Origin of the sequence: Janibacter limosus (assembly GCF_004295485.1) — a bacterium.
In the GTDB taxonomy this organism is placed as follows: Bacteria; Actinomycetota; Actinomycetes; order Actinomycetales; family Dermatophilaceae; genus Janibacter; species Janibacter limosus_A.
Window position 1 is genome coordinate 1,828,630 of sequence record NZ_CP036164.1, and the last position, 13,617, is coordinate 1,842,246.

General features: G+C 71.0%; 14 protein-coding genes. 1 reads left to right on the forward strand and 13 read right to left on the reverse strand.

What is annotated here, in order from left to right:
* The first annotated feature begins 159 nt into the window (after window positions 1-159).
* The gene (locus EXU32_RS08770) at window positions 160-1,692 is read left to right on the forward strand and encodes an AMP-binding protein (protein WP_242612735.1); all 1,533 of its coding nucleotides are present in this window, start codon (window positions 160-162) and stop codon (window positions 1,690-1,692) included.
* Window positions 1,693-1,756: 64 nt separating this feature from the next.
* On the opposite strand, the gene EXU32_RS08775 is transcribed toward EXU32_RS08770, so the two are convergent.
* The 13 genes from EXU32_RS08775 to ftsW all read right to left on the reverse strand — a co-directional run bounded on the left by EXU32_RS08775 (window position 1,757) and on the right by ftsW (window position 13,616).
* Window positions 1,757-2,692, reverse strand: a complete 936-nt coding sequence (locus EXU32_RS08775) for an RluA family pseudouridine synthase (protein ID WP_130629560.1) — start codon at window positions 2,690-2,692, stop codon at window positions 1,757-1,759.
* Entirely contained in the window at window positions 2,685-3,269 is a 585-nt protein-coding gene (lspA, locus tag EXU32_RS08780) for a signal peptidase II (RefSeq protein WP_242612736.1), read from the reverse strand. Before lspA ends, EXU32_RS08775 begins: the two co-directional genes overlap by 8 nt.
* Entirely contained in the window at window positions 3,242-3,757 is a 516-nt protein-coding gene (locus EXU32_RS08785) for a TraR/DksA family transcriptional regulator (RefSeq protein ID WP_130629561.1), read from the reverse strand. Before EXU32_RS08785 ends, lspA begins: the two co-directional genes overlap by 28 nt.
* Before the next feature lie 205 nt (window positions 3,758-3,962).
* A complete protein-coding gene (locus tag EXU32_RS17610; RefSeq protein WP_207233768.1) occupies window positions 3,963-5,084 on the reverse strand; it encodes a DivIVA domain-containing protein in 1,122 nt (373 codons plus the stop codon).
* 73 nt (window positions 5,085-5,157) lie between these two features.
* On the reverse strand, window positions 5,158-5,433 hold the full coding sequence (locus EXU32_RS08795; protein ID WP_130629562.1) for a YggT family protein: 276 nt from the start codon (window positions 5,431-5,433) through the stop codon (window positions 5,158-5,160).
* A 59-nt stretch (window positions 5,434-5,492) separates the two neighbouring features.
* The gene (locus EXU32_RS08800) at window positions 5,493-5,963 is read right to left on the reverse strand and encodes a cell division protein SepF (RefSeq protein ID WP_130629563.1); all 471 of its coding nucleotides are present in this window, start codon (window positions 5,961-5,963) and stop codon (window positions 5,493-5,495) included.
* Window positions 5,964-6,011: 48 nt separating this feature from the next.
* Window positions 6,012-6,722 (reverse strand): YggS family pyridoxal phosphate-dependent enzyme, encoded by a 711-nt coding sequence (locus EXU32_RS08805; protein WP_130629564.1) that lies wholly within the window; start codon window positions 6,720-6,722, stop codon window positions 6,012-6,014.
* Window positions 6,719-7,450 carry a polyphenol oxidase family protein gene (locus EXU32_RS08810; protein WP_242612737.1) on the reverse strand — a complete coding sequence of 244 codons (732 nt, stop codon included), beginning with the start codon at window positions 7,448-7,450 and terminating at the stop codon, window positions 6,719-6,721. The genes EXU32_RS08805 and EXU32_RS08810 overlap by 4 nt, the downstream gene beginning before the upstream one ends.
* 137 nt (window positions 7,451-7,587) lie before the next feature.
* Entirely contained in the window at window positions 7,588-8,877 is a 1,290-nt protein-coding gene (gene ftsZ, locus EXU32_RS08815) for a cell division protein FtsZ (RefSeq protein WP_130629565.1), read from the reverse strand.
* Between the two features lie 148 nt (window positions 8,878-9,025).
* Window positions 9,026-9,769 (reverse strand): cell division protein FtsQ/DivIB, encoded by a 744-nt coding sequence (locus EXU32_RS08820; protein ID WP_130629566.1) that lies wholly within the window; start codon window positions 9,767-9,769, stop codon window positions 9,026-9,028.
* Between the two features lie 10 nt (window positions 9,770-9,779).
* A complete protein-coding gene (gene murC, locus EXU32_RS08825; RefSeq protein WP_431603024.1) occupies window positions 9,780-11,240 on the reverse strand; it encodes a UDP-N-acetylmuramate--L-alanine ligase in 1,461 nt (486 codons plus the stop codon).
* On the reverse strand, window positions 11,233-12,345 hold the full coding sequence (gene murG, locus EXU32_RS08830) for an undecaprenyldiphospho-muramoylpentapeptide beta-N-acetylglucosaminyltransferase (protein WP_130629567.1): 1,113 nt from the start codon (window positions 12,343-12,345) through the stop codon (window positions 11,233-11,235). Before murG ends, murC begins: the two co-directional genes overlap by 8 nt.
* Window positions 12,342-13,616 carry a putative lipid II flippase FtsW gene (gene ftsW / locus EXU32_RS08835; RefSeq protein ID WP_130629568.1) on the reverse strand — a complete coding sequence of 425 codons (1,275 nt, stop codon included), beginning with the start codon at window positions 13,614-13,616 and terminating at the stop codon, window positions 12,342-12,344. The genes murG and ftsW overlap by 4 nt, the downstream gene beginning before the upstream one ends.
* Window position 13,617 lies beyond the last annotated feature (1 nt).

Consider the following 13,617-nt stretch of genomic DNA (forward strand, 5'->3'; position numbering starts at 1 on the left):
AGATCGCCCCTGCGACAACCCCGCACGCCGTCGGTCGCTCGCGGCCGACACTCGGCGCGTCGAGATGGAATGCCTGCTTCCCGCCGAGGCGGTGGGGGGCTAACGTCAGGAGTGACACCGCTGTCTACACCCACGGAGGGCCCCGGGATGTTCGTCCCCATGACCGTCAACGACTTCATCGGCCGCGCTGCGGCCGTCTACGGAGAGCGCGTCGCCGTCGTCGACGAGCCGGACCAGCCGGCACCGTCCCTGCAGGACGTCACCTACGCCCGCATGCGTCAGCTCGCCAACGCACAGGCGGCTCACCTGGACTCGCTGGGCATCGAGGTCGGTGACCGGGTCGCGGTCGTCTCGCACAACTCGGCCCGACTGCTCACCAGCTTCTTCGGCGTCTCCGGCTCCGGTCGCGTCCTGGTGCCCATCAACTTCCGCCTCGCGCCCGAGGAGGTCAAGTTCATCGTCGAGCACTCCGGTGCCCGCGTGCTCTACATCGACCCCGAGCTGACCTCCCTCATCGACGAGGTCTCGGCCGAGCACACCTTCGTCATCGGCGAGGACGAGCACCTCTTCGGTGGGATCGACCCCGCGACGGCCCAGCCGCGTCCGTGGGAGGCCGACGAGTCGGCCATCGCGACGATCAACTACACCTCGGGCACGACGGCTCGCCCCAAGGGCGTGCAGATCACCCACCGCAACATCTGGACCAATGCGGTCACCTTCGGCCTGCACGCGGGCATCAGCGACCGTGATGTCTACCTGCACACGCTGCCGATGTTCCACGCCAACGGCTGGGGCATGCCCTACGCCATGACGGGTGTGGGCGCCCAGCACATCGTGATCCGCAAGATCGACGGCGCCGAGATCCTGCGCCGCGTCGAGAAGCACGGCGTGACCGTCATGTGCGCGGCCCCGGCCGTGGTCAACTCCGTGCTGGCGGCGGCGGCCGAGTGGGACGGCGAGATCCCCGGGCGGGACACGGTACGCATCATCGTCGCCGGCGCGCCGCCGCCCACGCAGACGATCGCCCGCGTCGAGGAGGAGCTGGGCTGGGAGTTCATCCAGATCTACGGCCTCACCGAGACCTCTCCCCTGCTGACGATCAACCGCACCCGCGCCGAGTGGGACGACCTGTCGCCGCAGGATCGCGCCGCCAAGCTCGTGCGCGCCGGATCCCCCGCCATCGGCTGCACGATGAAGGTCGACGAGCAGAGCGGCGAGGTCCTCGCCCGCAGCAATGTGGTCATGGAGGGCTACTGGGACCTGCCCGAGGAGACCGAGCGGACCTTCGACGGCGGCTGGTTCCACACCGGCGACGGCGGCACGATCTCCGACGACGGCTACGTGACGATCAGCGACCGCAAGAAGGACGTCATCATCACCGGCGGCGAAAATGTCTCGTCGGTCGAGGTCGAGGACGTCCTCTTCTCCCACCCGGACGTGACCGAGGTCGCCGTCATCGGCGTCCCGCACGACAAGTGGGGCGAGACGATCATGGCTCTCGTCGTCGTCTCGGAGGGCTCCACGGCCACCGAGGCCGACCTGATCGCCTGGTGCAAGTCCAAGGCGGCCGGCTACAAGGCGCCGACCTCCATCGAGTTCCGCGACGAGCTGGCCCGCACCGCGACCGGCAAGCTGCAGAAGTTCAAGCTGCGCGCCCCCTACTGGGAGGGCCGCGAGCGCCAGGTCAACTGACCCGGCACGCAGCGAAGGGGGAGCCTCCCGGGCGACGGGAGGCTCCCCCTTCGCGCTGAGGCGGTCAGGACATGTCGGCGAGGCGGTCCAGCGCGGTCTGCAGGTCGTCCGGGTAGGTGCTCTCGAAGTGCACGTAGTCGCCGGTGCCGGGGTGGACGAAGCCCAGTCCCATCGCGTGCAGCCACTGCCGCTCCAGCCCGAGCTTCTTGCCCAGGGTGGGGTCGGCCCCATAGGTCGGGTCCCCGACGCAGGGGTGCCGAAGGGCGGCCATGTGCACCCTGATCTGGTGGGTGCGGCCGGTCTCGAGCGTCACCTCGAGCAGGGAGGCGTGGCGGTAGGCCTCGAGGAGCTCGTAGTGGGTGATCGCGTGCTTGCCCGAGTCCATGACCGCGAACTTGTAGTCCCCACTGGGGTGGCGTCCGATCGGGGCGTCGATGGTGCCGACGTGCGGGTCGGGCAGTCCCTGGACGAGCGCGTGGTAGGTCTTGTCGACGGTGCGCTCCTTGAAGGCGCGCTTGAGCACGCTGTAGGCGTGCTCGCTCTTGCACACGACCATCAGGCCCGACGTGCCGACGTCCAGGCGCGAGACGATGCCCTGCCGCTCGCTCGCCCCGCTGGTGGAGATGCGGTAGCCAGCCGCGGCCAGGCCGCCGAGGACGTCGGGACCCGACCAGCCGACGCTGGGGTGCGCCGCGACCCCGACGGGCTTGTCGACGACGACGATGTCGTCGTCGTCGTGGACGATCCGCATGCCGGGGACGGGCTCGGCGACGACGGCGAGGACGGGGGTCTCGTCGGCCGAGGGCAGGGTGATCTCCACGTGGGAGCCGGCCATGACCCGGGCCGACTTCGCCACGCTGGCACCATCGACGAGGATCGTCCCGTCGGCGGCCATCTCCGCGGCGCGGGTGCGAGAGAGACCGAAGAGGCGGGCCACCGCGGCGTCCACGCGCTCACCCTCGAGTCCCTCGGGGACGAGGACGTTGCGGGTCTCACTCATCGGTGGCGCCTCCTGCGGCGTGCTGGGGCCGGGACCCGTCCAGGCCCACGTTGCTGAAGACGAGCCAGATGAGCAGGCACGCCCCGGCGACGATGGCGATGTCGGCGATGTTGCCGACGAAGAGCCCGCCGTAGTCGATGAAGTCCACGACCCGTCCGCGCAGCGGCCCCGGGTCCCGGAAGAACCGGTCGACGAGGTTGCCGAGCGAGCCACCGAGCAGCAGCCCGAGGGCCACGGCCCAGCGCATGGACCCGACCCGTCGGGAGGCCCACAGGATCGCGAGGGTCACCGCCACGGCGATGAGCGTCATCACCCAGGTCATCGAGTCACCGATGGAGAAGGCGGCCCCGGAGTTGTGGATCAGGCGAAGGGAGAGCACGTCACCGATGAGTGGGCGGACCCGGCCGTCGGCCAGTGCGCCGAGCGCCCAGGCCTTGGACGCCTGGTCCAGCACCAGGGCGATGATCGCTGCGAGGGCATACCGACGCAGCACCCCGGGGCGGGCGCTCGCCGCCGGGGTGCCATCGTCGTCTGGGGTGCGTGGGGCGCTCAGCGCCGCTCCTGCTGGCTCTTGCATGTCATGCACAGGGTCGCACGAGGATAGGCCTGCAGTCGAAGCTTGCCGATCGGGTTGCCGCAGGACTCGCAGGTCCCGTAGGTCCCGTCCTCGAGCCGGGCCAGCGCGCGCACGTTCTGCTCCAGCCCTGCGCGGGCACCGGCGACGAGCGTCGACTCGTGCTCGCGCTCGAAGGACTTGGCTCCGGCATCGGCCTGGTCGTCGCCGGCGCCGTCGATGGGCTCCTTGAGGAACTCGCTCAGGTCGGTCTCCGCTGCGGTGACCTCGGCGGTGAGCCGCTCGATCTCCGACTCGAGCTCGACCCGGACCTCCTTGAGCTCCTTGGCCGTCCAGGGGCTCTCGTCCTCACGGACCGCGAGCTTGCCGGGTCCGGTCTTCTTCGCCGGGGTCTTCTTCGCCGGGGCCGCGGTCGCTGTGGTCTTGCTCGCAGCCTTCTTGACCGGTGCCTTCGCTGCCGGCGTCTTCGTGGCCGTCTTCTTCGCCGCCATGACCGTCCTCAGTTCAGTGGGCCCGTACCGCAGTACGGTGCAGAGTCACCGAAGGGTACGACGTTTTCGCCCAGATATCAGACTTGACCAGCCCCGTGTCGTCGCGCGCGCTCCGGCAGGGGTCGGGGCCCGACGAGGCGGCGTCCTCCCGATGTCGGGAGACCGCCGCCTCGTGGGTTGCCTCGTGGGTCGTGCGTGGTGGAGATCAGACCTTGGAGCTGGGCTCCGGCGCCACGGACGCGTTGGTCTCCAGACCCTTCAGCTGGGAGCCGATGAAGTCCTTGAGCTTGCGGCGGTAGTCGCGCTCGTAGGTGGTCAGCTCGGCGACCTGCGCCTCGAGCCTGGACTTCTGCTCGTTGAGGTCGTCGAGGATCTTCTTGCGCTGGGCCTCGGCCTCGGTGACCATCGTCGTGCTCTTGGCCTGGGCGTCCGAGATCAGCTTGTCGCGCTGGGTCGTGCCCTCGCCGACGAACTGGTCGCGCTTGCTCTGACCGGTCTTGAGGAACTCGTCGTGCTTGCCCTGACCCGTCTTGACGAAGTCGTCGTGCTTGGCCTGACCCGTCCGGACGAAGTCGTCGTGCTTGCCCTGACCGCTGGCGACCAGCTCGTCGTGCTTGCGCTGCGCCTCGGCGATGAGCTTGTCGCGCTGGGTCGTGCCCTCGGCGACGTGCTCGTCGTGCAGGCGCTGGGCGAGGGCGATGAGACCGGACGCGCCGGCGCCACCACCCGCAGCGGCAGCCATCTGGCCGGCGCCACCGTCGGTGTCGGCGACCGGCTGTGCGGCAGCTGCCTTGGCGGACTCGTCCTGGCGGGCCTTGGCCTCCGCCTCGGCCTTGTCCGCAGCGGCGTTGGCGGCCGCGATGCGCTGCTGCGCGCTCTCCTCGGCCTCCTTGGCGCGAGCGTTGACCGTGGCGATGCGCTCGTCGGCGCCCTGCTGGGCCTTGCCGAGACGGGCGTCGTCGCCCTTGGCCTGCTCGTCACGGGCCCGGCCCGACTGCTCGAGCTCGCTGATGCGCTTGTCGGCTGCGGCGCGGGCCGCGGCCTCCTTGTCGAGACGCGCCCGCAGGTCGCGGTTCTCGCGGGTCAGGGCCTCGTCGGCCTTGCCGGACCCGGCGACAGCGGCGGCCGCGGGGGCGGCAGCACTGGACGTCGTGGTCGGGCCGCCGTCCTCGGCGCGGGCCCGAAGGTCCTCCGAGTCCTTGACCATGCGGCGCATCTCAGCGACGACCTCGTCCAGGAAGTCGTCGACCTCGCGCTCGTCGTACCCACGACGGAACTGGGTCTGGGTGAAGGTCTTGTTGAGGACGTCCTCGGGCGTGAGCGCCATTGTTCCTCCGTATGCGATCGGACAGGTTGCACGCCAGTGACGCGCATCGGCGCGCACGGGCATCGACGTCAGCCTAGACGATCCTCAGCAGCAGCGAGACCGCGACGATGAGCACCAGGAAGGACACGTCGATGGCGATCCCACCCAGACGCAGCGGCTTGAAGACCTTGCGCAGGGCCTTCAGCGGTGGATCGGTGACCGTGAAGATGGCCTCGGCGACGACGAGGATCACACCGGTGGGGCGCCACTGGCGCGCGAAGACCTGGATCCAGTCGAGGATGAGGCGCCCGATGAGGATGAGGAAGTAGACGTACAGCACGAGGTGCAGCACGCTGCGGACGATCGACATGCAACCAGCCTAAGGTCGGCGCCCTGTGGCCCCGCTGGGAGTGGACGGCGGGGCCGCGGTCAGCTCTGGTTGAACAGCGCGCGGGGAGCCACCGGCTCGCCGCCCTCGGAGTCGACCTCGATGTGCTCGGGCGAGAGCAGGAAGACCTTGTTGGTCACGCGCTCGATGGACCCGTGCAGGCCGAAGACGAGGCCGGCCGCGAAGTCGACGAGGCGCTTGGCGTCGGAGTCGTCCATGTCGGTGAGGTTCATGATCACCGGGGTGCTGCTGCGGAAGCTCTCGCCGATGGCGCGGGCGTCGTTGTAGGTGCTCGGGTGGATCGTCGTGATGCGGTTCATCGGGGTGACCTCCACCTCACGGACGGCCGGCGTGCTCGGGACACGACGCAGCGGAGTGACCTCGGCAGCGCGCTCGTCCTCGACGAGCTCGTGGCCGCCCTCGTAGTCGTCGACGTACTCGTCGTACTCGTCGTAGCGCTTGTCGTCCTCGGCCAGCCCGAGGTACACCATCGCGTTGCGCAGTGCCGTCATGTCCTCAAATCCTCACATCAAACTGTTGCCTCGTCGGTGTCACCGAAGTTACCGGTGTGACAGGCGAGTTCCGAGGATTGCCGTCCCGACACGCAGGTGTGTCGCGCCATGACGCACCGCGGCCTCGAGGTCGCCACTCATCCCGGCCGAGAGCATGCGGGCCCGCGGGTGGTCGGCCAGGAGCGGCTGATGCAGCCGCGCGAGCCGCTCGAAGGCGGCGTCGGGGTCGGCGTCGAGCGGGGCGACGGCCATGAGTCCGCCCAGGCGAAGGGAGCTGCCCGCGATCCGGTCGGCCAGCGCCGGCACGTCGGACGGGTCCGCTCCCCCACGCCCGGCCCCGGCATCGGGGTCGAGGTTGACCTGGATGAGCGCGGTCACCTCGCGCCCGGCCGTCTCGGCACCCCGGGCCAGCGCACCGACGAGCTTGTCCCGGTCGACGGACTGGACGACATCGGCCCATCGGGCGACGGCCGTGGCCTTCTTGGACTGCAGCTGACCGATGAAGTGGGTACGCACCCCGGGCGGGGTCCCCCCTTCGGCCAGCTTGGCGGACGCCTCCTGCTCACGGTTCTCGCCGATCTCGGTGACGCCCAGCCCGGCGAGCAGGTCGAGGTCGCTGCGGGGGAAGAACTTCGTCACGACGACCAGCTGCACGCCCTCGCGGGGTCGGCCGGAGGCAGCGCACGCGGCCGCGATCCGCCCCTCGACATCGGCGAGGTTGGCGGCGAGCTCCTCGCGCCGCCCCGGCTCCTGGGTCATGCCCGTCTCCCGATGACCCCGGCGAAGCGTCCGGTCTGCCCGTCGCGCCGGTAGGAGAAGTAGGCGTCGTCCTCGCGCGCGCACCCGGCGACCCACTGGACGGGCACCCCGGCCCCCTGCAGCTGGTCGACGACACCGCTGGCGACGTCGATGGCGGCGGTCCCCGACCACGTGACCGCGGCCGAGACGGGAGCGACCTGCGCGGCGGCGGCGCGCATCTCGGTGGGCACCTCGTAGCAGCGGCCGCAGACGGAGGGGCCGACCGCGGCGGTCAGGCGGGTGGCGCCGAGGCCGCGCATGGCCTCGACGAGGCGCAGGACGACGCCGGCGACCATCCCCGGACGGCCCGCGTGGGCCACGCCGACGAGCGCGCTCGCCTCGTCGTGCACCAGGACGGGGGTGCAGTCGGCGACGAGCACGCCGAGCGCGATCCCCGGCAGGTCGGTGACCATCGCGTCGCCGGTGCCCACGGCACCGGTCGGCGTCCGGGGGCCCTGCAGCAGCTCGGCGTCCACGTGGACGACGTCGCTGCCGTGGACCTGGTCGGCCCAGACCGTCGGCATGCCGACCGCCTCCTCGAGGCGAGCCCGGTTGGCGGCCACCGCGGCCGGCTCGTCACCGACGTGCGCGCCGAGGTTGAGGCCGGCGAAGGGAGGCACGCTCACCCCGTCGTGGCGGTCGGTGAAGGCGCGCACGAGGCCCGCGTCGTCGTCTCTCCAGGCAAACACGTCTGCAACCTACTCTGCGGGGTCGAGCCACCTGCCACCCGAGTGCCGGGTCACGCGAGAGACCCTCCCTTCGCAAGGGATCGACACGCGTGCGAAGGGAGGGTCTCGGGTGGAGCGGGTGCGGCCTCAGCCGTCGGTCACTTCAGGAAGTCGGGTACGTCCAGGTCGTCGCCGTCGTCGAAGGTCACCTGGCGCGGCGGTGCGGCCTGCTGCTGCGCCGGGGCCGCCTGCTGCGCGGGCACCTGCTGAGGAGCCTGCTGGGCCGGCACCTGCTGAGGAGCCTGCTGAGCCGGCACCTGCTGAGGAGCCTGCTGCTGAGCGGGCACCTGCTGCGGCTGCGCCTGGGCCGGTCGCTGCTGCTGGGGCTGGGACTGCTGCGCCGGCGCCTGCCGCGCCGGGGCGACCTGCTGGGGGGCCTGACGGCCCTGGCCGCCGGACTGGACCTGACCGAGCGCCCGGTCGTCGGGACGCTGGGTGGGTGCGCCTCCGTCGAAGCCGGCCGCGATGACCGTCACGCGCACCTCGTCGCCGAGGGCGTCGTCGATGACGGCACCGAAGATGATGTTGGCCTCCGGGTGGGCGGCCTCCTGCACGAGGCGGGCGGCCTCGTTGATCTCGAAGAGGCCGAGGTCGCTGCCACCCTGGATCGAGAGCAGGACGCCGTGGGCGCCGTCGACGCTGGCCTCGAGCAGCGGCGAGGAGATCGCCAGCTCCGCTGCTTGGACGGCGCGATCCTCTCCTCTCGCCGACCCGATCCCCATGAGGGCGGATCCCGCGCCCTGCATGACGGACTTGACGTCGGCGAAGTCGAGGTTGATCAGACCCGGCGTGGTGATCAGGTCGGTGATGCCCTGGACACCGGAGAGCAGCACCTGGTCGGCGCTGCGGAAGGCGTCGAGCATGCTGACCGCGCGGTCGCTGATCGAGAGCAGCCGGTCGTTGGGGATGACGATGAGGGTGTCGACCTCGTCGCGCAGCGCACTGATGCCGGACTCGGCCTGGTTGGCCCGACGACGACCCTCGAAGGTGAAGGGCCGCGTGACGACACCGATGGTGAGCGCACCGAGGCTCTTGGCGATCTTGGCCACGACGGGCGCGCCGCCCGTGCCGGTGCCGCCGCCCTCGCCCGCGGTGACGAAGACCATGTCGGCCCCCTTGATGACCTCCTCGATCTCCTCGGCGTGGTCCTCGGCCGCCTTCTTGCCGACCTCGGGGTCCGCGCCGGCACCGAGCCCGCGGGTCAGCTCACGACCGACGTCGAGCTTGACGTCGGCGTCAGACATCAGGAGCGCCTGGGCGTCGGTGTTGATCGCGATGAACTCGACGCCCTTGAGGCCGACCTCGATCATCCGGTTGACGGCGTTGACGCCACCGCCGCCGATGCCGACGACCTTGATAACGGCCAGATAGTTCTGGGCTGATGCCACGGGGGACTCCTGATTGCTGGTGCTCGGTGCTGTCCTGGTCCCGAAACTCAAGGTGAACTTCAGGGTTACAGTTTGGTCACGCTCGATGTGTGCTGACGTTATGCGGCCCGGGCCGCTGGGGCAAACGCTGCACGCGCGTGTCGTCAGACTACCCCTTCGTCACCGGCGTGTCGGGGGCGGAGACGTCGATGACCTCGGGCTTCTTGGCCAGAAGTATCTGGATCACCTTGACCTTGACCTCCGGCGTGTGGTCATCGCCCCAGATGATCTTGGTCGAGCCGAGGGTGAAGCTGATCTGGTCGGCCGAGTCGACCGCGATCCCCTTGACCGTGCGGCGCATCTCCTGCGGCATCGCCGCGAGCATGCCCTGGGCCGCGCGCACCCCGTGACCGGAGACCCGCGCCCCGCCATCGGCGGAGACGGTGGGCACGCCGGTCGGTGCCGTGGAGACGGTCCGGATGACGACGCCCTCGAGGTCGAGGAGTCGGTAGGCACCGCCGCCCGCCCGCACGGCCAGCGCCGGAACCCTCGAGGTCACCTTGACATCGAGGGTATGGGGCCAGTCCGGGTCGACCGAGACCGCCGCCGCGCCTGGCACCTCCTCGGTGATCCGTCGGGCCAGCGCATCACCGTCCACCCGCATGAGAGGGGTGCCGATCGCGTCCTCGGCGATCCGCTCCACCTGCCGCCGGTCGGTCGGGTCGGCTCCCGTGACCGCGACCTGGCGGGTGTCCAGGGCGGACGAGAAGCCGACCACCCAGGCGAGAGCGAGGAGCACGACGACGACGAGGAGAGCGACCGCCCAGCGGCGCACCCGGTGCGCGCGCACCATGGCCGCCCGCTCGGCGAAGCGCTCCTCGGTCGCCTCCCTCGTGCCGCTCCCCCGGCTCACCGGCCCGCCCTCATCGATGCAGGACCTCGAGCAGCTGCGGGCCCACCCATGTGACGTCACCGGCGCCGACGGTCAGGACGAGGTCGCCGGGCTGCGCGGCGTGCGCGACGCTGGCCAGGGCGGTCTCGACGTCGACGACCCGGGCCGAGCGGCCGGCCTGCACGAGGGGGCCGGCGATCAGCTCGGAGGTGACCCCGTCCATCGGCTCCTCGCGGGCACCGTAGATGTCGAGCAGCAGGATCTCGTCGGCCGGCGAGAGCCCCGCGGCGAAGGCCGTGGCGAAGTCACGGGTGCGCGAGTACAGGTGCGGCTGGAAGATGACGAAGAGCCGGTGCTCGCCGGCGATCTCCTTGGCCGTGCGCACGACCGCCTCGACCTTGCCGGGGTTGTGCGCGTAGTCGTCGACGACCGTGACCCCGCGGACCTCGCCCTTGGTCTCGAAGCGGCGGCGAGTGCCCCCGTAGGCGGCCAGCCCGTCGAGGACCGACTGCGGGTCGACGCCGAGGCCATGGGCCGCCGCTGTGTAGGCGGCCGCGGCGTTGAGCAGGTTGTGCCGGCCGGGGACGGTGATCGCCAGCTCGCGCCGCACGCCTGCCTCGACGAGGACGGCGCGGGCGCTCGTGCCGTCGAGCACCGGGTCGACGAGGCGCACGTCGGCATCGTCGGCGAAGCCGTAGCGCACGACCCGACGGCCGGCTGCGGACGCTCGCCGGCCCAGTCGCTGCGACCCCGCGTCGTCGGCGCAGACCACGAGGAGCCCACCGTCGACGATCGTCGCGGCGAACTCGAGGTAGGCCGCCTCGACGGTCGAGAAGTCCCCGTAGAAGTCGAGGTGGTCGGGCTGGACATTGGTCACGACGGCGACATCGGGCTGGTAGGCGAGGAAGGAGCCGTCGGACTCGTCGGCCTCCGCGACGAAGGCCACGCCCTCCCCCAGGGCAGCGTTGACGCCCTGGGTGGACAGCTCACCCCCGAGTGCGAAGGAGGGGGCCTCGCCGGCCTCGAGCAGGGCGACGGTGAGCATCGAGCTCGTGGTCGTCTTGCCGTTGGCACCGGCGATGGCGACACGGGACTGCTCCCCCATCGCCGACGCCAGTGCCTGGCTGCGGTGGAGCACGCGCAGACCGCGGGCCCGGGCGGCAGCGAGCTCGGCGTTGTCCTCGCGGATCGCGGAGGAGACGACGACGGTGTCGGCCCCCTCGAGGCGCTCGGGGTCGTGCCCGACCCAGATCGTCGCGCCGCGCTCGCGCAGGCGCTCCAGCAGTGGCGAGTCCTTGGCGTCGCTGCCGCGGACCCGGACGCCGGCGTCCAGGAGCAGGCGCACGATCGCTGACATTCCGGCACCGCCGGCGGCCAGCACGTGGACGACGCCGAGGTCGGCGATCGGCACGCGCGGGGCGAGCACGTCGAAGCGCGGGTTGCGCGGGACCGGAGGCAGAGCCGACCCAGGAGCCCGTGGCGTGTCACCCACGGCTGCCCCCGGCCTGCCAGGCCTGCGTGACCATGTCAGCGAGGGTCTCGTCCGCGTCGCGGTGACCGACCGATGCCGCGGCGAGCGACATGGCCTCCAGCCGCGACCGGTCCTGCAGCAGGGGCACGATCTCGCGCGCGACCCAGGCCGGGTCGACGTCGGCGTCCTCGACGAGGACACCGCCACCGGCCGCCACGACGTCGGCGGCGTTGAGCCGCTGCTCGCCGTTGCCGATGGGCAGGGGGACGTAGACACCGGGCAGGCCGACCGCGGTCAGCTCGCAGACGGTGTTGGCCCCGGCACGGCAGACGACGGCGTCGGCCGCCGCATAGGCCAGGTCCATGCGGTCGACATAGGGCATGACCACGTAGGGGACGGACTCGTCACCGCCGAGCGCGATGAAGTCCTTGCCTGCGCCGGTGGCGTGCAGCACCTGCACCCCAGCGTCACGCAGGATGGCGACGCTGGCGGCGAAGGCGTCGTTGAGCCGCTTGGCGCCGAGCGATCCGCCGGTGACCAGGAGGACCGGCAGGTCCTCGCGCAGGCCGAGGCCCGCGCGAGCCTGCGCCCGCACCGCGGCTCGGTCGAGGGCGACGATCTCGGGCCGCAGCGGCATGCCGATGACCCGACCGCCGGCCAGCTTGGTGCCGGGGAAGGTCACGCCGATGTGGTCGGTGAACCGCGCCCCCACCTTGTTGGCGATGCCGGCACGCGCGTTCTGCTCGTGGATGACGATCGGCACGCCGGCCTTGCGGGCGGCGAGGTAGGCCGGCGTCGAGACGTAGCCACCGAAGCCGACGACGACCTGGGCGTCGATCTGCTCGATGGCGCGACCCGCTGAGGCCACGGCGCGACGCAGGTTGACCGGGAGGCGCACGAGGTCGCCGGACGGGCGGCGCGGGAGCGGCACCTTGGGGATCGTCGCGAAGTCGTACCCGCGCTCGGGGACGAGGCGCGACTCCAGCCCTTCGCCCGTCCCGAGCGCGAGGATGGCGACCTCGGGATCACGTCGGCGGAGGCAGTCGGCGAGGGCGAGCAGCGGGGAGACGTGTCCCGCGGTGCCACCACCCGCCAGCAGGATGCGTGCGGGGCGGGTGAGCGTCATCGCGTGGATGTCCTCCTGCTGGGGAACCGGGCGAGCAGAGCGCGCGCACGGGAGGGCTTTGCCGCGATCATCTCAGAGCAGCCCGGTTCGGCACGAGCGAAGCTCAGCAGGACGCCGACAGCGAGCATCGAGGTGACGAGCGAGGATCCGCCCGAGGAGACGAAGGGCAGCGGGACGCCGATGACCGGGAGCATCCCGATGACGGCGCCGATGTTGATGATCGCCTGCACGAGTACCCAGGTACAGATGCCGGCGGTGGCGATGCGCACGAAGAAGTCGTCGGTGCGGGTCACGAGCCGCAGACCGGCCAGGGCGAAGGCGGCGAAGAGCGCGAGGATCGCGAGCGTGCCGAGCAGGCCCAGCTCCTCGCCGATGATCGCGAAGATGAAGTCGTTGTACGGCTCCGCGAGCCAGCCCCATTTTTCGCGGCTGGCCCCGAGGCCCACACCGAGCCAGCCGCCGTCGGCGAGGGCGTAGCGGCCGTGGATGGACTGCCGGCAGATGCCGTAGAAGGACTCCGTGCCCGGTGCGCACTGGGCCGGGTCGAGCCAGACCTGGATGCGCTCCATGCGGTTGTTGCCGATGCTGGCCGCCAGGAAGCCGAGGACGGCCAGGACACCGCCGCCGAGAACGAACCAGCGCAGCTGGATCCCGGCCGCGAAGAGCATGCCGACGACGATCGCCACGATGACCATGGCGGTTCCGAGGTCGTTCCCGAGCATGACCAGCAGCACCATGCCCAGGGCTATCGGCGCGACGAGGGGGACGAGCGCGTGCTTGATCGAGCCGAGTAGCTCCCGCTTGCGCTCGAGGACGAGCGCGCCACCGAGCACGAGCCCGATCTTGGCGATCTCGCTCGGCTGGACCGACAGCGACCCGACACCGATCCAGTTGCGGTTGCCCTGGAACCCGAAGCCGAGCGGGGTGAGGACCAGGCCGAGCAGGACGAAGGAGACCAAGACCGCGGGCAGTGCGAAGCGTTTCCAGAAGAGCACACTGCGCCGCGAGGCCCACCACAGGGCGGCCCCACCGGCGAGAGCGAAGACGAACTGCTTGAGGAAGATCGTGAAGGACGAGTCGTTTTCTCTCAGGGAGACGATCATCGACGCCGAGAGGACCATGACCAGTCCGATGCCGACGAGCAGGCTGATGACACCGAGCAGGAGGTAGTAGGTCGTCGTCGGCGACTCGAAGCGGGCCGTCCACTGCTCGATCCGGGTGCGAGCGGGCCGCGTACCGGCGCGACGGCTGGTCGATGCGCTGCTGCTCACT